Source organism: Georgenia wutianyii (assembly GCF_006349365.1).
Lineage (GTDB): Bacteria > Actinomycetota > Actinomycetes > Actinomycetales > Actinomycetaceae > Oceanitalea > Oceanitalea wutianyii.
This window is the reverse complement of sequence record NZ_CP040899.1, coordinates 2,874,124-2,892,491: the sequence shown is the minus strand read 5'-3', so window position 1 is coordinate 2,892,491 and position 18,368 is coordinate 2,874,124. Positions and strand designations below refer to the sequence as shown.

General features: G+C 74.6%; 17 protein-coding genes and 1 riboswitch. Of the genes, 12 read left to right on the top strand and 5 right to left on the bottom strand.

All coding sequences use genetic code 11. The annotated features are described in order from the left end of the window. The first annotated feature begins 13 nt into the window (after nucleotides 1-13). Nucleotides 14-2,464 carry a DNA helicase PcrA gene (gene pcrA / locus FE251_RS12740; protein WP_139071241.1) on the top strand — a complete coding sequence of 817 codons (2,451 nt, stop codon included), beginning with the start codon at nucleotides 14-16 and terminating at the stop codon, nucleotides 2,462-2,464. A gap of 85 nt (nucleotides 2,465-2,549) precedes the next feature. Further along, complete coding sequence (locus FE251_RS12735; protein ID WP_139948985.1) at nucleotides 2,550-4,439, top strand: acyltransferase family protein; 1,890 nt, start codon at nucleotides 2,550-2,552, stop codon at nucleotides 4,437-4,439. Here the strand turns inward: FE251_RS12735 and FE251_RS12730 are convergent. Together FE251_RS12730 and FE251_RS12725 are read right to left on the bottom strand one after the other, a co-directional pair. Then, on the bottom strand, nucleotides 4,420-5,208 hold the full coding sequence (locus FE251_RS12730; RefSeq protein ID WP_139948984.1) for a cytochrome c oxidase assembly protein: 789 nt from the start codon (nucleotides 5,206-5,208) through the stop codon (nucleotides 4,420-4,422). The genes FE251_RS12735 and FE251_RS12730 overlap by 20 nt on opposite strands. Next, on the bottom strand, nucleotides 5,205-5,663 hold the full coding sequence (locus FE251_RS12725; protein WP_139948983.1) for a DUF2243 domain-containing protein: 459 nt from the start codon (nucleotides 5,661-5,663) through the stop codon (nucleotides 5,205-5,207). Before FE251_RS12725 ends, FE251_RS12730 begins: the two co-directional genes overlap by 4 nt. Nucleotides 5,664-5,746: 83 nt before the next feature. On the opposite strand from FE251_RS12725, the gene FE251_RS12720 reads away from it, so the two are divergent. From FE251_RS12720 to FE251_RS12695, 6 genes are all read left to right on the top strand, one after another. After that, a complete protein-coding gene (locus tag FE251_RS12720) occupies nucleotides 5,747-6,346 on the top strand; it encodes a DNA-3-methyladenine glycosylase I (protein WP_139948982.1) in 600 nt (199 codons plus the stop codon). A 27-nt stretch (nucleotides 6,347-6,373) separates the two neighbouring features. Then, nucleotides 6,374-6,979: a class I SAM-dependent methyltransferase gene (locus tag FE251_RS12715; protein WP_139948981.1), complete on the top strand. Its 606-nt coding sequence runs from the start codon at nucleotides 6,374-6,376 to the stop codon at nucleotides 6,977-6,979. A 70-nt stretch (nucleotides 6,980-7,049) separates the two neighbouring features. Continuing rightward, nucleotides 7,050-8,003, top strand: coding sequence for an aldo/keto reductase (locus FE251_RS12710; protein ID WP_139948980.1), 954 nt, complete (start codon nucleotides 7,050-7,052; stop codon nucleotides 8,001-8,003). A 356-nt stretch (nucleotides 8,004-8,359) separates the two neighbouring features. Beyond that, nucleotides 8,360-9,520 carry an ADP-forming succinate--CoA ligase subunit beta gene (gene sucC, locus FE251_RS12705; protein WP_139071248.1) on the top strand — a complete coding sequence of 387 codons (1,161 nt, stop codon included), beginning with the start codon at nucleotides 8,360-8,362 and terminating at the stop codon, nucleotides 9,518-9,520. 15 nt (nucleotides 9,521-9,535) lie between these two features. Beyond that, on the top strand, nucleotides 9,536-10,456 hold the full coding sequence (sucD, locus tag FE251_RS12700; protein ID WP_139071249.1) for a succinate--CoA ligase subunit alpha: 921 nt from the start codon (nucleotides 9,536-9,538) through the stop codon (nucleotides 10,454-10,456). A gap of 129 nt (nucleotides 10,457-10,585) precedes the next feature. After that, nucleotides 10,586-11,866 (top strand): cell division protein PerM, encoded by a 1,281-nt coding sequence (locus FE251_RS12695; RefSeq protein WP_139948979.1) that lies wholly within the window; start codon nucleotides 10,586-10,588, stop codon nucleotides 11,864-11,866. A 1-nt stretch (nucleotide 11,867) separates the two neighbouring features. Here the strand turns inward: FE251_RS12695 and FE251_RS12690 are convergent, their stop codons facing one another. Together FE251_RS12690 and FE251_RS12685 are read right to left on the bottom strand one after the other, a co-directional pair. Continuing rightward, a complete protein-coding gene (locus FE251_RS12690; protein ID WP_139948978.1) occupies nucleotides 11,868-12,416 on the bottom strand; it encodes a type 1 glutamine amidotransferase domain-containing protein in 549 nt (182 codons plus the stop codon). A 95-nt stretch (nucleotides 12,417-12,511) separates the two neighbouring features. Next, entirely contained in the window at nucleotides 12,512-12,931 is a 420-nt protein-coding gene (locus FE251_RS12685) for a hypothetical protein (RefSeq protein WP_139071252.1), read from the bottom strand. A gap of 38 nt (nucleotides 12,932-12,969) precedes the next feature. On the opposite strand from FE251_RS12685, the gene purN reads away from it, so the two are divergent. Both purN and purH read left to right on the top strand, forming a co-directional pair. Next, entirely contained in the window at nucleotides 12,970-13,575 is a 606-nt protein-coding gene (purN, locus tag FE251_RS12680; RefSeq protein WP_139071253.1) for a phosphoribosylglycinamide formyltransferase, read from the top strand. Between the two features lie 37 nt (nucleotides 13,576-13,612). Then, a riboswitch (ZMP/ZTP riboswitch) is annotated at nucleotides 13,613-13,708 on the top strand. 29 nt (nucleotides 13,709-13,737) lie between these two features. Continuing rightward, on the top strand, nucleotides 13,738-15,306 hold the full coding sequence (purH, locus tag FE251_RS12675) for a bifunctional phosphoribosylaminoimidazolecarboxamide formyltransferase/IMP cyclohydrolase (protein WP_139948977.1): 1,569 nt from the start codon (nucleotides 13,738-13,740) through the stop codon (nucleotides 15,304-15,306). Nucleotides 15,307-15,325: 19 nt separating this feature from the next. Here the strand turns inward: purH and FE251_RS12670 are convergent, their stop codons facing one another. Next, nucleotides 15,326-16,585 (bottom strand): NAD(P)/FAD-dependent oxidoreductase, encoded by a 1,260-nt coding sequence (locus tag FE251_RS12670; RefSeq protein ID WP_139948976.1) that lies wholly within the window; start codon nucleotides 16,583-16,585, stop codon nucleotides 15,326-15,328. Between the two features lie 72 nt (nucleotides 16,586-16,657). Here FE251_RS12670 and FE251_RS12665 point away from each other — a divergent pair, with 72 nt between their 5' ends. After that, nucleotides 16,658-16,894: a hypothetical protein gene (locus FE251_RS12665; RefSeq protein ID WP_168202735.1), complete on the top strand. Its 237-nt coding sequence runs from the start codon at nucleotides 16,658-16,660 to the stop codon at nucleotides 16,892-16,894. Between the two features lie 45 nt (nucleotides 16,895-16,939). Further along, nucleotides 16,940-18,262, top strand: coding sequence for a hemolysin family protein (locus FE251_RS12660; RefSeq protein WP_139948974.1), 1,323 nt, complete (start codon nucleotides 16,940-16,942; stop codon nucleotides 18,260-18,262). The last annotated feature ends 106 nt before the right edge of the window (nucleotides 18,263-18,368 follow it).

The following is an 18,368-nucleotide window of genomic DNA, read 5'->3' as shown; positions in this document are numbered from 1 at the left end:
CCCTGGAGGGGCCATGACCTCCCTCTTCGACAACCTGCCCGGTCTCCTCGGCGGGAACCTGCCGCCCCTGGCCGCCGCCGTCCCGCCCCGGGACGACGCCGGCGCCACCGACGCGCCCGCCGCCGCGCGCGCCACCGACCTCCTCGAGGGGCTCAACCCGCAGCAGCGCGCCGCCGTCCTCCACGAGGGAGGCCCGCTCCTCATCGTCGCGGGAGCCGGCTCGGGCAAGACCCGCGTCCTCACCCACCGCATCGCCCACCTGCTGGCCACCCGGCGGGCCCGGGCCGGTGAGGTCATCGCGATCACCTTCACCAACAAGGCCGCGGCGGAGATGCGCGAGCGCGTCGCCGACCTCGTCGGCCCCGTGGCGCGGCACATGTGGGTCTCCACCTTCCACTCCGCCTGCGTGCGGATCCTGCGCCGTGAGCACGCGACGCTCGGGCTGCGGTCGAACTTCTCCATCTACGATGCCGCGGACTCCCAGCGGCTCATGACGCTCGTCACCCGCCAGCTCGACCTCGACCCCAAGCGCTACCCGCCCAAGACCTTCTCCCGCAAGGTCTCCGACCTCAAGAACGAGCTCGTCGACCCGGACACCTTCGCCGCCGGCATCAGCGACGCCAACCCGTTCGACGCCGCTCTCGCGCAGGCCTACCGCGAGTACGACGCCCGGCTGCGCCAGGCGCACGCGCTCGACTTCGACGACCTCATCATGCAGACGGTCAACCTGCTCCAGGCCTTCCCGGCCGTCGCCGAGCACTACCGTCGCCGCTTCCGTCACGTCCTCGTCGACGAGTACCAGGACACCAACCACGCCCAGTACGTCCTCGTGCGCGAGCTCGCCGGGGTGTCCCAGGACTCCGCCGGTGAGGGCCTGCCGCCGGCCGAGCTCACCGTCGTCGGTGACGCCGACCAGTCGATCTACGCCTTCCGCGGCGCGACCATCCGCAACATCGTGGAGTTCGAGGCGGACTACCCGGACGCGACGACGATCCTCCTGGAGCAGAACTACCGCTCCACCCAGAACATCCTCAGCGCCGCGAACGCGGTGATCTCCCGCAACCCCAACCGGCGCGCGAAGAACCTGTGGACCGACAGCGGCGCCGGGCCGCAGGTGGTCGGGTACGTCGCGGACTCCGAGCACCAGGAGGCCCGGTTCATCGCCGAGGAGATCGACCGCCTCGGCGACTCCGAGGGCGTGCGCCCCGGCGACGTCGCCGTCTTCTACCGGACCAACGCCCAGTCCCGTGCGCTGGAGGAGGTGCTCGTCCGCAGCGGCATCCCCTACAAGGTCGTCGGCGGCACGCGCTTCTACGAGCGCAAGGAGATCAAGGACGCCCTCGCCTACCTCCGCGCCGTCGCCAACCCCGACGACGCCGTCAACCTGCGCCGCATCCTCAACGTGCCCAAGCGCGGGCTGGGGGAGCGGGCCGAGGCGATGCTCGCGGCGCACGCCGAGCGCGAGCGCATCTCCTTCGGGGCCGCGATCGAGCACGCCGCGGCGCCCGACGGCACCGCCCCCGAGGTCCTCGGGCTCGCCACCCGCGGGCGCACCCAGGTGCGGGCGTTCCACGAGCTCATGACCGGGCTGCGCGACATGCTCGCCGCGGGTGCCGGCCCCGCCGAGATCCTCGACGCCGCCCTCGACCGCTCCGGCTACCTCGCCGAGCTGCGGGCGAGCGAGGACCCGCAGGACGCCACCCGGGTGGAGAACCTCGCCGAGCTCCACGCCGTGGCCGCCGAGTTCGCCCAGAGCGACCCCGAGGGCGACCTCGGCGACTTCCTCGAGCGGGTCGCGCTCGTCGCCGACTCCGACCAGATCCCCGACGACGACGCCGCCGCCCAGGGCCAGGTCACCCTCATGACCGTCCACACCGCCAAGGGCCTGGAGTTCCCGGTCGTGTTCGTCACCGGCATGGAGGACGGCACCTTCCCCCACCAGCGGTCGCTCAGCGACGAGGAGGAGCTCGCCGAGGAGCGCCGCCTCGCCTACGTCGCCCTCACCCGGGCGCGCCGCCGGCTCTACCTCTCCCGCGCCGGGGTCCGCACGGCCTTCGGCATGCCGCAGCAGCTGCCGGCGAGCCGGTTCCTCGCCGACATCCCCGAGGAGCTGCTCGACTGGCGCCGCGCCGAGTCCTCCACCGAGTCCATCCGCGCCGGTGGCGGCGGGTGGGGCACCGGCGGCGGGGGCTGGGGCGGCAGCGGGTACGGCCGCAGCGGCCCGGTGCGCACCACCCGGCGCCGCGAGGAGCCGGCCACGCCGTCCTTCGACCCCGCACCTGCGCGCCCCGCGGGGGACATCCCCGGCTTCGACATCGGCGACAAGGTCACCCACGACTCCTACGGCCTGGGCACCGTCGTCGGCCTCGAGGGCTCCGGCTCCAGCGCCGTCGCCCAGGTGGACTTCGGCGGCGGGCAGGTCAAGCGCCTGCTCCTGCGCTACGCGCCGATCACCAAGCTCTAGCCCTGCGGCGTGCCGCGGCGCGGCTCCCACACCGCGCCGCCGGCCCGTCCTAGCCTGACTGCGACACGACTGTCGAGGAGGGCGGATGGCTCAGACCGCCGCGCCGGTACGTCCCGCGCGCCCGTCGGGTGGTGGCGCTCGCCCAGCCCCCGCGACTCCCGCCAGGGGCCACATCCAGGGCCTGGACGGGCTGCGGACGCTCGCCGTCGGTGCCGTGCTCGTCTACCACCTGCGCCCCACCTCACTGCCCGGTGGCTTCCTCGGTGTCGACGTCTTCTTCGTCATCTCCGGCTTCCTCATCACCACCCTGCTGCTGCGCGAGATCGGGGCCCGCGGGAAGGTGGACCTGCCGCAGTTCTGGCTGCGCCGCGCCCGCCGGCTGCTGCCCGCGCTCGTCACCGTCGTCCTCGTGAGCGTCACCCTCGCCGCCGTGGCGGGCGGGGACCTGCTCGTCGACGTCGGGCGCCAGGTGCTCGGGGCGCTCACCTTCTCGAGCAACTGGCTGGAGATCTCCGCCGACTCGAGCTACTTCGCCCAGACCTCACCCCAGCTCTTCCTCAACTTCTGGTCCCTCGCGGTGGAGGAGCAGTTCTACCTCCTGTGGCCGGTGCTGCTCGTCGTGCTCCTCGCGCTCACCCGCTCCGGCCGCGACCGGGTGAGGGTGGCGCTCGGCCTCGCCGCGGCCTCGGCGCTCCTCATGGCGGTCCTGTACACCCCCGGTGCCGACGCGACGCGGGTCTACTACGGGACCGACACCCACCTGTTCGGGCTCATGGTCGGCGCCGCGCTCGCCTTCGCCTGGGCCGACCCGGGCAGCCGGCTGCACTCCCCGCAGTGGCGCCGGTGGCGCCAGCCCGCGGCGCTCGCCGCCGGGACCGGGCTCGTGCTCCTCATGACCCTGCTCCAGGAGGACTCCGCACTCACCTTCCGGGGTGGCATCCTCATCGCCTCGGTCCTCACCGCGGTGCTCGTCGCCGCGCTCCTCGGCCCCGCCACCCTCTACCAGCGGCTGCTGCGCATGCCCCCGGTCGAGTGGGTCGGGCAGCGCTCCTACGGCATCTACCTGTGGCACTGGCCGGTCCTCCTCGTCCTCACCGAGCTGCTGCCGGCGACCACCTACGACTCCCCGCTGAGCTGGACCACGCGGGCGCTGGCGCTCGTCCTCACCCTCGTCCTCGCCGGCGCCTCCTACCGGTGGCTGGAGCAGCCGGTGCGCCGGCACGGGTTCACCGGCGTGTGGCGGCGGTGGCGCGCCGCGCTGCGGGGCGGGCGCCGCGCCGCCCAGGTCGTGGCGGGGGCGGTGGCGGTGCTCGTCGTCACCACGGCGGTGGCCGTGGCCACCGCCCCGACCACCTCCCTCACCCAGCAGCAGATCGAGGCGAACGAGCGGCTCGTCGCGGACTCCGCCGAGCAGGCACCGGGGCCGGAGCCGCTGCCCGCCGAGGCGGACTGGTCGGTGCCCGAGGGCCACGAGATCACCGGGTTCGGCGACTCGATCATGGTGACGAGCGCCCACGGCCTCACCTACCGGTGGCCCGACATCTCCCTGGACGCCGAGTCCAACCGCCAGTGGCCCGACGCGCTCACCGCCGTCGAGGCCGCGCTGGAGGCCGGGACCGTGCGCCGCGCCGTCGTCCTCGACTTCGGCACCAACGCGGGCGTGCGGGAGCCGGAGGTCGTGCGGGCCGTGCTCGACGCGCTCGGGCCGGAGCGGATGGTCGTCGTCGTCAACCTCTACGGCGGCTCGTACTGGGTGCCGGAGGCCAACGCGACCCTCGCCGAGATCGTCGCGGACTACCCCAACGCGATCGTCGCCGACTGGTACGCGGCGATCGACGCCGAGCCGGGCAAGCTCCAGTCCGACGGCATCCACCCCGACATCGAGGGCGGGCACCTGTACACCGACGTCGTCGCGGAGGCGTTCGTCGAGCTCTCCGAGCGGATCGGCGCCGAGCTCAGCGCGCCGCAGCGCTGAGGGCCGGGCGCCGGGCGCGGCGCCGGTACCACTGGGTGAGGACGGCGGCGGCGAGGAGGACCTCGGCGACGTCCCCGCCGTAGTACATGAGCTGGGCGGCCGCCTCGGCCACTTCGACGGGCTGGTGGGTGCCCGGCGGCAGCTCACCGGCCCGCGCGTAGAGGGTCTTGGCCAGGACGGCGTGGGCCGCGGCGGTGAGCAGGAGGACGACGAGTCGCACCGCCGTCCCGGGCCGGCGTGGGGCCGGGTCGGGCCCGGCCAGCGCCCAGGCCAGGAGCAGCCCGGAGGCGAGCAGGTGGACGTGGACCGCGGCGTGCACGAGCGGCTGGGTGAGGCTGAGGGCGTAGAGCGGGGTGAGGTAGATGGCGAGCAGCCCGCCCGTGACGAGCAGTCCGGCGCTCACCGGGTGGGACAGGACGTGGAGGACCGGGTGGCGCAGCACGGCGGTGACCCGGCGGGCGGCGGGCGCGGGCAGCGCGGTGAGCGCGAGCGTCACCGGCGCGGCGAGGACGAGGGCGAGCGGGGCGTACATGCCCAGGAGCAGGTGGACGACCATGTGGGCGCGCGGGTCGTGGTGCGCGGCCGCCATGAGCGGCGGCGCCAGCGCGAGGGCGATCAGCGCGCAGCCCGCGGCCCAGCTCGCCAGGCGCGCCACCGGCCAGGGCCGCCGTCGTCGTGCCCGGGACCACCCCGCGAGGTAGGCCGCGAGCAGGAGGGCCGCCGGCGCCAGCGCGAGGAGCCAGTCGGCGGGGCCGGCCTCGTGCGTCATGCCCGGGCCGGCAGCGGCCGGGGACGCCGGGCGAGCACGGCACCGGCGACGAGGAGGAGCACCGCCGCGGCGTTCCACGCGACGTCGTAGGGGAGGAGGTCGACGTCGTAGCGAACCTGGTGCAGGCCCAGCACCTTGTGGACGACGACCCCGTCGAACAGCTGGAAGGCGCCCGCGCCCAGGAGCGCCCCGGCCCAGCCGGCCCGCGCGTCGAGCGCCCCGCGCCGCCGCAGGTCGAGGAGGAGGAAGAACCCGGCGACCACCGCGAGGAGCTCCGCGGCGTGCAGGAGGCCGTCGGACAGCAGCCCGACCGTCGTCGTCGACCGGTCGTAGAAGTGGTGCCAGGCGAGGACCTGGTGGAAGACGACCTCGTCGACCGCGGCCATGACGCCCGCCCCGACGAGCGCCGCGGCGCCCAGGGACGCGCGCCGGCCGCGGGTCGGCTGCTCGGCCATCACCCCTCCTGCCCGTGGACTGCGGCCACCACCGTAGGGTGCGGGTAGCGCGCCCGCCACGTGACGGCCCCGGAGGATGACCCATGACCGAGCTCGGCGTCGTCGTCGGCGAGGACGGCCTGGCGCGGCCCGCGTGGGCGGCGACCGACCCGCTGCTGCGCGAGTACTACGACACCGAGTGGGGCATGCCGGTGCGCGACGAGCGCGGCCTGTTCGAGCGGCTGAGCCTCGAGGCGTTCCAGTCCGGGCTCTCCTGGGCGACGATCCTGCGCAAGCGCCCCGCGTTCCGCGCAGCGTTCGCCGGCTTCGACCCCGACGCCGTCGCCGCGTTCGACGAGCGCGACGTCGACCGTCTGCTCGCCGACCCCGGGATCGTGCGCAACCGGCGCAAGGTCGAGGCGACGATCGCCAACGCGAGGGCGACCGTCGCGCTGCGCGCCGACGGCGGCCTGCCCGCCCTCGTGTGGTCCTTCAAGCCCGCCGACACCCCGCGGCCGCGGACCTACGCGGAGGTCCCGACGACGTCGTCGGAGTCGGTCGCCCTCGCCCGCGAGCTGAAGTCCCGCGGGTTCCGGCACGTCGGCCCGACGACGATGTTCGCCCTCATGGAGGCGGTGGGCATCGTGGACACGCACCTGCTCGGCAGCCACCGGCGGGGCACCTCGGGGGTCTGGGCGGACTGAGCCCGGCCGGCGGGGGAGGATAGGGGCATGACCGAGCCGAGCACGTGGGTGCAGATCACCCAGTCCAACCCCGACCACTCCCGGTGGTACATCGAGCGCTTCCGCCAGATGGCGGCCGCCGGCGCCGACCTCGTGGGGGAGGCGCGCTTCGTCGACGCGATGGTGCCGCGCGGTGCGCGGGTGCTCGACGCCGGCTGCGGCCCCGGCCGGCACGGCGGCTACCTCGCCTCCCGCGGGCACACGGTCGTCGGCGTCGACGTCGACCCCGTGCTCATCGACGCGGCGCGCGAGGACCACCCCGACGCCACATGGGTCGTCGGGGACCTCGCCGAGCTCGACCTGCCCGCGCGCGGCATCGCCGACCCGTTCGACGCGATCCTGTGCGCCGGCAACGTCATGACCTTCCTCGCCGCGAGCACGCGCCGGGAGGTGCTGCGCCGCATGGCCCGCCACCTGCACCCCGAGGGGCGCGCGGCCATCGGCTTCGGCGCCGGGCGCGGCTACGACTTCGCGGAGTTCCTCGACGACGCCCGCGCCGGCGGCCTGGAGCCCGATCTGCTCCTGTCCACCTGGGACCTGCGCCCCTACACCGAGGACTCCGGCTTCCTCGTCGCCGTCCTGCGCCGCGCCTGACCTGCCGCGCAGCAGCCGCGGCGCTCCCGCACGCCCGCACTCCTTCACCTCCTCCACCGAAAGCAGCCTCGTGACCCCCACCCCCGTCCCCGTCGGCACCTCCGAGCTCACCGTCTTCCCGCTCGGCCTGGGCACCAACATCTTCAGCGACCCGAGCGACGTGGCCCCCTTCCACGCGGTCCTCGACGGCTTCGCCGAGCGCGGCGGCAACTTCGTCGACACCGCGGACATGTACTCCTACTGGGTGCCGGGCAACACCGGCGGGGAGTCCGAGGAGATCATCGGCCGCTGGATCGGCGACCGGCGCAACCGGGACGACGTCGTCGTCGCGACGAAGGTCGCCGGCAAGCCCGACCTGCTCGGCCTGTCCCCGGCGACGGTCCGGCGCGCGGCGGAGGACTCCCTGCGTCGCCTGCGCACCGACCACATCGACCTGTACTACGCGCACTACCAGGACGACGAGACGCCCGTCGTCGAGAGCGCCGCGGCCTTCGACCGGCTCGTCACCGAGGGCAAGGTCCGTGCGGTCGGGCTGTCCAACCTCGCGCCCGAGGTCATCGACGAGTGGTTCCGGGTGTGCGCGGAGAACGGCTTCGCCGCGCCCGTCGCGCTCCAGCCGCGCTACTCCCTCGTCTCCCGGGAGTACGAGGGCGGCCTCGCCGACGCCGCCCGCCGCCACGGCATGTCGGTCTTCCCCTACCAGGTGCTCGCCGGCGGCTTCCTCACGGGGAAGTACCGCACCGAGGCCGACACCGAGGGCCGTGCGCGGGCCGGTGCGGTCAGGCGCTACCTCAGCCCGCAGGGCCTGCGGGTGCTCGACGCGCTCGACGCCGTCGCCCGCGACCTCGGCACGAACCCCGCCTCCGTGGCGCTCGCCTGGGCGACGGCCGGCGGCAAGGTCACCGCCCCGCTCGCCGCCGCGACGACCCCCGCGCAGCTCGACCAGCTCTTCGCCGCCGTCTCCCTCGAGCTGCCCCCCGAGCACGTCGCCCGCCTCGACGACGTCTCCGCCACCTTCCGCTGACCCTCCCCTCTCCTCTCCTCTCTGGGACACCCCTCCGCGCCCCGCGACGCCCCCTGCGGCACACCCCGAGCACCGCAAAGGGGCGTCCCAGAGGTGAGTCGCTCGGCCGAAACACCCCGTGCTCCTCTGGGACACCCCTCAGCGCCCGGGGACGCCCCCTGCAGCACACCCCGCGCCCCGCAAAGGGGCGTCCCAGAGGTGAGGTGTGGCCGTGCACGATCCGGTTGTCGGCGGGAATCGGAGGCGGGCGGCGGGGCGCCGTTCGACGTGCGCCGGGGGTGGGGCATACGGGTACAGTGTCCGGAGATGTCTTGATGTCGAGGCATTCCGAGAACGGCGATGAGAGGACTCACCTGGTGGACCTTTTCGAGTACCAGGCGCGGGACGTGTTCGAGAAGCACGGGGTACCCGTCCTGGGCGGAATCGTGGCGACCACGCCGGCGGAGGCGCGTGCTGCGGCAGAGCGACTCGGCGGCGGGACCGTCGTCGTCAAGGCTCAGGTCAAGACGGGCGGCCGAGGCAAGGCGGGCGGCGTCAAGCTCGCCCACAGCCCGGAGGAGGCCGAGGCTCGCGCGGCCGAGATCCTCGGGATGGACATCAAGGGCCACACGGTCCACCGCGTGATGATCGCCGAGGGCGCGAAGATCGCCGAGGAGTACTACTTCTCGGTCCTCCTCGACCGCTCCGAGCGCCGCTACCTGGCCATGGCCAGCGTCGAGGGCGGCATGGAGATCGAGCAGCTCGCCGTCGAGCGCCCCGAGGCGCTGGCGCGCGTGGCCGTCGACCCGGTCACCGGCATCGACGAGGCCAAGGCCCAGGAGATCGTCCAGGCCGCCGGGTTCGCCGCCGACGTGGCCGACGAGGTCGCCGACGTCATCCGCAAGCTCTGGACCGTCTACGCGAGCGAGGACGCCACGCTCGTCGAGGTCAACCCGCTCGTGCGCACCGAGGACGGCGCGATCGTCGCGCTCGACGGCAAGGTGACGCTCGACGCGAACGCCGACTTCCGCCACCCGGACCACGCGGCGCTCGAGGACAAGGAGGCCGCGGACCCGCTCGAGGCGAAGGCCAAGGCGCTCGGCCTCAACTACGTCAAGCTCGACGGCGAGGTCGGCATCATCGGCAACGGCGCGGGCCTGGTCATGAGCACCCTCGACGTCGTCGCCTACGCGGGCGAGCAGCACGGTGTCGGCCCGGCGAACTTCCTCGACATCGGTGGCGGCGCGAACGCGGAGGTCATGGCCAACGGCCTGCACGTCATCCTCGGTGACGAGCAGGTCAAGAGCGTGTTCGTCAACGTGTTCGGCGGGATCACCGCGTGCGACGAGGTCGCGGACGGCATCGTCAAGGCGCTGGAGATCCTCGGGGACGAGGCGACCAAGCCGCTCGTCGTCCGCCTGGACGGCAACAACGTGGTCGAGGGTCGCCGCATCCTCGACGAGGCCAACCACCCGCTGGTCACCATGGTGGACACGATGGACGACGCCGCGGCCAAGGCCGCCGAGCTCGCGAAGTAAGGGACGGACCAGACCATGTCGATCTTCCTCGACGCGAACTCGCGCGTCATCGTCCAGGGCATGACCGGTGCCGAGGGCCAGAAGCACACCCGCCGCATGCTCGGCGCCGGCACCCAGATCGTCGGCGGGGTCAACCCCCGCAAGGCCGGCACGAGCGTCGACTTCGACGTCACCCCGATCGGCCCGGGCGCCGAGGAGCGCGCCGCCGGCACCGTGTCCGTGCCGGTCTTCGGCACCGTCTCCGAGGCGATGGAGGCCACCGGCGCGAACGTGTCGGTCGTCTTCGTGCCCCCGGCCCACACCAAGGGTGCGGTCGTCGAGGCCGTCGACGCCGGCATGCCGCTCGTCGTCATCATCACCGAGGGTGTCCCGGTGGCCGACACCGCCGAGTTCTTCACCTACGCCCAGGAGAAGGGCGTGCGGCTCATCGGCCCGAACTGCCCCGGCATCATCAGCCCCGGGAAGTCGAACGTCGGCATCACCCCGGCGGACATCACCGGCGCCGGCCGCATCGGCCTGGTGTCGAAGTCCGGCACGCTGACCTACCAGATGATGCACGAGCTGCGCGACATCGGCTTCACCACCGCCATCGGCATCGGCGGCGACCCGGTCATCGGCACGACGCACATCGACGCCCTCGCGGCGTTCGAGGCCGACCCGGAGACCGAGCTCATCGTCATGATCGGTGAGATCGGCGGCGACGCCGAGGAGCGGGCCGCGGCGTTCATCAAGGAGAACGTCACCAAGCCCGTCGTCGGCTACGTCGCCGGGTTCACCGCGCCCGAGGGTAAGACGATGGGCCACGCCGGCGCGATCGTCTCCGGCTCCTCGGGGACCGCCGAGGCGAAGAAGGTCGCGCTCGAGGCGGCCGGCGTCAAGGTCGGCAAGACGCCGAGCGAGACGGCGCGCCTGGCCCGGGAGCTCCTCCAGGGCTGACCCGCACCACGCGACGGAGGGCCCGTCGAGCCCATGGGGCTCGGCGGGCCGTCCTCGGTCTTCGACACATCGCGCGACACGCCGCCCGCCTCGCGCCGCGGCGGGGGACGGTCGCGGACCATGGGGCTGATGACGACGACGGTTCACCCGCAGGTGGTCGGCCCTGCCCAGCGTGCCCGCCGGCTCCCCGAGGCCTGGCTGCGTGCCTCCCTCGCCGGGATCGAGGCGGCGCTCATCAGCTGGCTGCTCGTCGTCGTCCCCACCGTCGCCGCCTACGTCGCCACCGCCGCCGCGCCGCTCCTCGGCGAGGCGAGCTGGGACGACGCCGCCGTCATCGGCACCGGCCTGTGGCTCCTCGGGCACGGGGCGTCCGTCGAGCTGGGCGACGTCGCGACCGTGTCGCTCACGCCGCTGGGCACCACCCTCGTCAGCGCCCTCCTCGTCTACGGGGGCGCCCGCCGCGCCCGGCTGCGCCGGCCCGCCACCGCCGCGTTCGCCCTCGCCGGGTACACGCTCACGGTGCTCGGCCTCTCCGCGCTCGTCACCGGGCCGGTCGGGCGGCCGGTGGTCGCGCTGTGCGCCCTGCTCGTCGCCGGGCTCGCGCTCGCCCTCGCGCTGCGCCGGGCACGCGCCCCGCGCCCCGCGTGGTGGCTGCGGCTGCTCGACGCCCTCCCCGACGCCGTCCGCGCCGGGGTGCGGGCCGGGTGGATGACCCTCGCGGTGCTCCTCGCGCTCGCCGTGCTGGCGCTCTCGATCGCCCTCGTCCAGGGCGTGGTCACGGTGCTCGAGCTGCACGAGGCGCTCGCGCCGGGACGGATGGGCACCGTGGTGCTCGTCCTCGGCCAGCTCGCCTTCCTCCCGACGATGGTCGTGTGGGCGCTCGCCTGGATCGCCGGCCCCGGCTTCGCCGTCGGGCAGGGCACGCTCTTCTCCCCGAGCGAGGTCATCACGGCCCCGCTGCCTGCCGTGCCCGCGCTCGGTGTGCTGCCCGACCCGGCCACCACCGGCCTGGGCTGGGTGGTGCTCCTGCCGGTGCTCGCGGGCGCCGGGGCGGGCTGGTGGCTGCACCGGCGCCGCTTCCAGGACTCCTGGTGGCAGGCGGCGCTCAGCGGCGTCGTCACCGCGGCCACGGTCGCCGTCGTCGGCGCCCTCCTCACGGTGGCGGCCGCGGGCGGGATCGGTCCCGGCCGGCTCGCGACCGTGGGCGCCTCCGCCCCGGCGGTCGCCGGCGCGCTCGCCTGGCAGGTGGCGGCCGGCGCCGTGGTCGTGCTCCTCGTCCTGCACCCGCAGGTGCATGCCGGCGTCGCCCGCGCCTACCGCCGCATCGTGCGCCGCACGGACGACGGCGGTGCGCGCACGAACGACGACGGCGGCGCAGGCACCTCGCCCACGCCGCCGCCGGAGTCCTAGGTCAGGCCGTCTGGCCCTCGTGCTCGCCCTCGCCGATCTCCTCGACGAGCTTGGCGCAGAACGCCGGCAGGTCGTCCGGGACGCGGCTGCTCACCAGCCCGGCGTCGACGACGACCTCCTCGTCCACCCAGGTCGCCCCGGCGTTGGTGAGGTCGGTGCGCAGGCTCGGGTAGGACGTGAGCGTGCGGCCCTGGAGGACGTCGGCGTCGGTGAGGATCCAGCCGCCGTGGCAGATGACGCCCACCGGCTTGTGCTGGGCGAAGATCTCGCGCACGAAGGCCACCGCAGGCTGGTCGGTGCGCAGCGTGTCGCCGTTGACGACGCCGCCGGGCAGGACGAGCGCGTGGTACTGGTCCGGCGTGGCCTCGGCGGTCGTGAGGTCGACCTTCTGCTGGTGGCCGTTCTTGCCGGTGATCGTGCCGGCCTCGGGGGCGATGAGCACCGCCTCGGCGCCCTGGGACCTCACGGCCTCCCAGGGCGTGGTGAGCTCGGAGTCCTCGAAGCCGTTCGTCGCGAGGAACGCGACCTTCTTGTTGGTCAGCTGGGCCATGGGTGTGCCTCCTGGTGTCGACGGGGGTTCGCCTCCACGCTATGAGCGATCGCCCCGACGCGCTTCCCGAGAGCTTCGCTCGCTCCCGCGGCGGACTACCGGCCGAAGTTGAGGAGGTAGGTCTGCGTGCGCTGCTCGAGCTCGGAGAAGCAGGTGTCCTGCGCCTGGTGGGTGAGGGCGCGGTCGAGGCACCCGTAGAACTCGGAGTACACCGGCCAGAGGACGGCCTGCACCGAGGTGAGGAGGACCAGGCCGGCGGCGAACACGGTCCCCACGACGACGAGCACCGTCATCGACGCCCCGAGCCGGGCGCCGCGCATCCGCACGAGCGCGAGGACGCCGAGGACGACGGCCACCAGGCCGAGCACCCCGGGCACGAGCGGCAGCGGCCACGGCACCCGGACGACGGAGAGCCACAGCGCGGCGAGCAGCACGAGGGCGAACCACATGACCGTCCGGCTCGCGGCGCGTGTGCGCTGCTCGGGCCGTGCGGTGTCGAGGTCCGGGGTGGGCATGGCCCCAGTCTCCCACCCGGTCGGACTACCCTCGGCACGTGCCCACTCGAGTCGTCGTCCTCATCTCCGGCGGAGGGTCGAACCTCGCGGCCCTCCTCGACGCCGCCCGCGACCCGGACTACGGCGTGGAGGTCGTCGCCGTCGGCGCGGACCGCCACTCGGCCGCCGGCCTCGCGCTCGCGCAGGAGGCCGGGATCCCGACGTTCGTCGAGCGGCTCTCCGACCACCCCGACCGCGAGTCGTGGGACCGGGCGCTGACCGCCGCGGTCGCGGCCGCCGAGCCGGACCTCGTCGTCTCGGCCGGCTTCCTCAAGCTGTGCGGGCCTCACTTCCTCGAGCGGTTCGGCGGGCGGTACGTCAACACGCACAACTCCCTGCTGCCGGCGTTCGCCGGGGTCAACGGCCCGCGTGACGCGCTGGAGTACGGCGTCAAGCTCGCCGGGGCCACCCTCTTCGTCGTCGACGAGGGCGTGGACACCGGCGCGATCATCGCCCAGGTGGCCGTCCCGGTCCACGACGACGACACGGTCGACACGCTCACCGAGCGGATCAAGGTCGCCGAGCGCGCCCAGCTCGTCGAGCAGGTCGGGCGCCTCGCGCGCCTGCCGTGGCGCGTCGAGGGACGCCGCGTCGTCGTCGGCTGAGCGGGCGCGCCGCCCGGGGGAGGGGCCGGGGTACACTCGCCGCGGCCGTGACTGGCGCAACCGAGGTGGAGCGACACCACCGGGGAGCGGCCGGAAGTCCCCTGCAAGGGCACCGCACGCCTGGGTGCCCGGGTCCGTACCGACGCACCCAGGAGTGACCCCGTGACCGACACGCTTCCCGTCCGCCGTGCCCTCGTCTCCGTCTACGACAAGACGGGCCTGGAGGACCTCGCCCGCGCCCTGCACGAGGCAGGGGTCGAGCTCGTCTCGACCGGGTCCACCGCCCGCACCATCGCCGCCGCCGGTGTCCCGGTGACGCCGGTCGAGGAGGTCACCGGCTTCCCCGAGTGCCTCGACGGCCGGGTGAAGACCCTCCACCCGCTGGTCCACGCCGGGATCCTCGCCGACCGCCGCAAGGAGTCCCACCGCGACCAGCTCGCCGACCTCGGCGTCGCGCCCTTCGACCTCGTCGTCGTCAACCTCTACCCCTTCGCCGACACCGTCGCCTCGGGCGCGGGGCCGGAGGAGTGCGTCGAGCAGATCGACATCGGCGGGCCGACCATGGTCCGCGCCGCGGCGAAGAACCACGCGAACGTCGCCGTCGTCGTCGACCCGGCCGCCTACCCCGAGGTGCTGGCGGCGCTCGCGGCGGGCGGCTTCACCCTCGCCGAGCGGCAGCGGCTCGCCGCCGCGGCGTTCCGGCACACCGCCGACTACGACGTCGCCGTCGCCTCCTGGCTCGGCAGCGTCGTCGCGCCCGACGACGACAGCGGCTTCCCGGCGTGGGTCGGGGCGACGTGGCAGCGCGCCGACGTCCTGCGCTACGGCGAGAACCCGCACCAGGGCGCGGCGCTCTACCGCTCCGGGGCGCCCGGGCTCGCGGGTGCGCAGCAGCTGCACGGCAAGGCGATGAGCTACAACAACTACGTCGACGCCGACGCCGCGTGGCGCGCCGCGCACGACCACGCCGACCCGGCCGTCGCGATCATCAAGCACGCCAACCCGTGCGGCATCGCCGCCGGCGCGACGATCGCCGCCGCGCACGCCGCCGCCCACGCCTGCGACCCGGTCTCCGCCTTCGGCGGGGTCATCGCCGCCAACCGGACGGTGACCGCGGAGGCGGCCGCGCAGATCGCGCAGGTCTTCACCGAGGTCGTCGTCGCGCCCGGCTTCGAGCCGCAGGCGCTGGAGATCCTCACCGCGAAGAAGAACATCCGGCTGCTCGTCGTCCCCGAGGCGGCGCGTCCGGAGGTCGAGCTGCGCCCGATCAGCGGCGGGCTGCTCGTCCAGACCGCCGACCGCGTCGACGCCCCCGGGGACGACCCCTCGGGCTGGACGCTCGTGGCCGGTGAGCCGGCCGACCCCGCGACCCTCGCCGACCTCGAGTTCGCGTGGCGCTCGGTGCGCGCCGTGCGCTCCAACGCCATCCTCCTCGCCGCCGGCCGCGCGAGCGTCGGGGTGGGGATGGGGCAGGTCAACCGGGTCGACTCGTGCCGCCTCGCCGTCTCCCGCGCGAACACGCTGGGCGAGGGCCAGGAGCGGGCGCGCGGCGCGGTCGCCGCGTCCGACGCGTTCTTCCCGTTCGCCGACGGGCTGCAGGTCCTGCTCGACGCCGGCGTGCGCGCCGTCGTCCAGCCAGGCGGGTCGGTGCGCGACGAGGAGGTCGTCGCCGCAGCGCAGGCCGCCGGCGTGACGATGTACCTCACCGGCACGCGCCACTTCGCCCACTGAGCGGGGCGTCCGGCTCCGCTCAGCGCAGGGCGCCGCGGAGCCGGACGTCGGGGTCGGTGGCCGCGGCGACGTCGAGCACCGGGTGCTCCGGCCCGGACAGCGCCTTGCGCAGCGGGCCGACGTCGCGCGGCCGGTCGACCGTGAACGCGGCGTGCAGCCGGGGCGCGCCGTCGGCGCCGGGCAGGACGTACAGCGCCGTCCACGGCCCGGCACCCGGCTCACCGCGCAGGACGACCTCCGCGCCCGGCGGGACGTGCCCGACGACGGTGAGCTCGTGGCCGAGCTGGGTGGAGAAGACGTAGGGGGCCGGGTCGGGCACCGGGTCGGGGCACTGGCCGAGGAGGTCGGCGACGAGCGCGGCCGGGTGGCTGAGCGCGCCGTCCCAGTGCGCGCCGGGCACGAGGCCGTCGCGCGGGGAGAGCCGGTCGGAGCAGTCGCCCACGGCCCGCACCGACGCCGGCCCGTCGACCACGCGGCCGGTGAGCCCCACCGGCACCGCGCCCCGCGCCGTCAGCGGCAGGGTCCCGGCGAGCCACGCGGTGTGCGGGCGCACCCCGACCGCCGCGACGACGACGTCGGCCTCCAGCCGCGTCCCGTCCGCGAGCTCGACGCCGTGGGCGTCGGCCGCGGTCACGGTGACGCCGCAGCGCAGCTCGATCCCGTGCTCGGCGTACCACGGCGCGAGCAGGCCCCCGACGTGCGGGCCGAGCACGCGGCCCAGCGGCGCAGGGCCGCCCTCGAGCACGGTGACGCGCACCCCGTGCCCGGCGGCCACCGTGGCCAGCTCCGCGCCGATCCACCCGGCGCCGACGACGACGAGGTGCGCGCCCGGGCGCAGGGAAGCGCGCAGCCGGGCGGCGTCGTCGAGGTCGTGGAGGGTGAGGACGCCGTGCCAGCCGGGCAGGACCACGGGCGCGGAGCCGGTGGCGAGGACGACCGCGTCGGTGGCCAGCTCACGCTCCCCGTCCCGGTCGACGAGGGTGAGGACGGCGCCGTCGTCGTCCGCCGCGAGGGCCAGTGCCCGGGTGCCGGTCAGGAGGACGTCGGCGAGCTCGGTGAGGTCGCCGTAGCCCTCGTCGGCGAGCCGGACGGGCTCGGGGCGGGAGAGCAGCTCCTTGCTCAGCGGGGGCCGGTCGTAGGGCTCGTGCTCCTCCGCGCCGACGACGGTGAGCTCACCGGTGAAGCCCTGCGCCCGCAGCTCTGCGGCGGTGCGCAGGCCTGCGAGGCCGGTGCCGAGGATCGTGACGAGCGAGGGCAGCGGGGTGGGGTGGGGGCGCACGGTCACACCGTAGCGGCGCCGGCGCACGGTAACCTCGCGGGCATGGACCAGACCCACCGCCGCGGCACCGCCGTGCTTTGGCTCGTCGTCGTGGGGGTCGCGACGTCCTCGCTGGCGGCGGTGCTGATCGACGTGCCGACCGCGACGCTCGTGCTCGCCGCGCTGTGCGCCGTCCTCGCCGTCGTCCGCTGGACAGCCCGTCGCCCGCCGGAGACCTTCCGGGCGCGCTCCACCCCCTTCGACGTCACCGTGCTCGTCGTCGCGGCGGTCGCGCTCGCCGTCCTCTCCCCGGCCGGCAACCTCGTCTGACCGGTCGCCGGTGCGCGGGCCCGGGGCCCCGGGGAGGATGAGCCCATGAACGACCTCGTCGTCGACATCGCCCTCGTCCTCCTGTTCATCCTCGTCGGTGGGGTCTTCGCCGCCTCCGAGATCGCCCTCGTCTCGCTGCGCGACAGCCAGGTGCGCGCCCTCGCCGAGAAGGGCGGGGCCGGCGCGCGGGTCGCCCGGCTCACGGGGAGCTCCAACCGCTTCCTGTCCTCGGTGCAGATCGGCGTCACGCTCGCCGGGTTCTTCTCCGCCTCGTTCGGCGCGGCGCAGATCGCCCCGCAGGTCTCCCCGGCGCTCGAGTCGCTGGGCATGTCCTCGGGCGCGGCGAGCACGGTGGCCTTCGTCGGGACGACGGTGGTCATCTCCTACCTCTCGCTCGTCTTCGGCGAGCTCGTGCCCAAGCGGCTGGCGATGCAGAGCGCCGAGCGCTTCTCCCTGGCGGTGGCCACCCCGCTGGACTGGATCGCGACGATCATGCGGCCGGTCATCTGGTTCCTCGGCGTCTCGACGGACCTCGTCATGCGGCTGCTCGGCCGCGACCCCACGGCCCAGCGCGAGGAGATCGGCCCCGAGGAGCTGCGCTCGATGGTCGCCGAGCACGAGGCGATCGGGGCGGTCGAGCGCGAGATGGTCGTCGACCTGCTCACCGTCGGCGACCGCGGCGTGGAGGAGATCATGACCCCGCGCACCGAGGTGTCCTTCCTCGACGCCGACCTGCCGGTCGACGAGGCGCAGGCGCGGGTGGCCACCCTCGAGCACTCCCGCTACCCGGTCCGCGGGCGCAACGACGACGACATCCTCGGCTTCGTCCACGTCCGCGACCTCATCAGCCCGCGCCCCGGCGTGCGCGTCATCGGGGACCTCGTGCGCCAGGTGCCGTTCTTCCCCACGGGCAAGCGGGTGCTCGCCGCGCTCACCGACATGCGCTCCCTCGGCGCGCACATCGCCGTCGTCGTCGACGAGTACGGGGGCACCGACGGCATCGTCACCCTGGAGGACGTCGTCGAGGAGTTCGTCGGGGAGATCCACGACGAGTACGACAGGCCCGAGCCGGGCGTCCAGGTCCACGGCGCCGTCGAGGACGTCGCCGGGCTCATGGGCCGCTCCGAGGTCGCCAAGGTGCTCGACCGTGAGCTGCCGGAGGGACCCTTCGACACCCTCGCCGGGTTCGTCGTCACGCGCCTGGGCCGGATGCCGGCGGTGGGGGACACGGTGACGTGGGACGGCCTCGTCCTCGAGGTGGCCGCGCTCGACGGCCGCCGGATCGACCGCATCGCCGTGCGCGAGGTCGACGAGGAGGTCCACGGCGTCGCGGGGGCCGACCCGGGCGTCGCCGGACCGCACCCCTGATCGTCCCCGTCTGTGACTGCCGATTTATCTCGATGTCGAGTAATCTGGCTGCGGTGCCGAGACCGCGGCGCCAATGACGGCGAGCACACCCCGCGCGGGTGGTCAG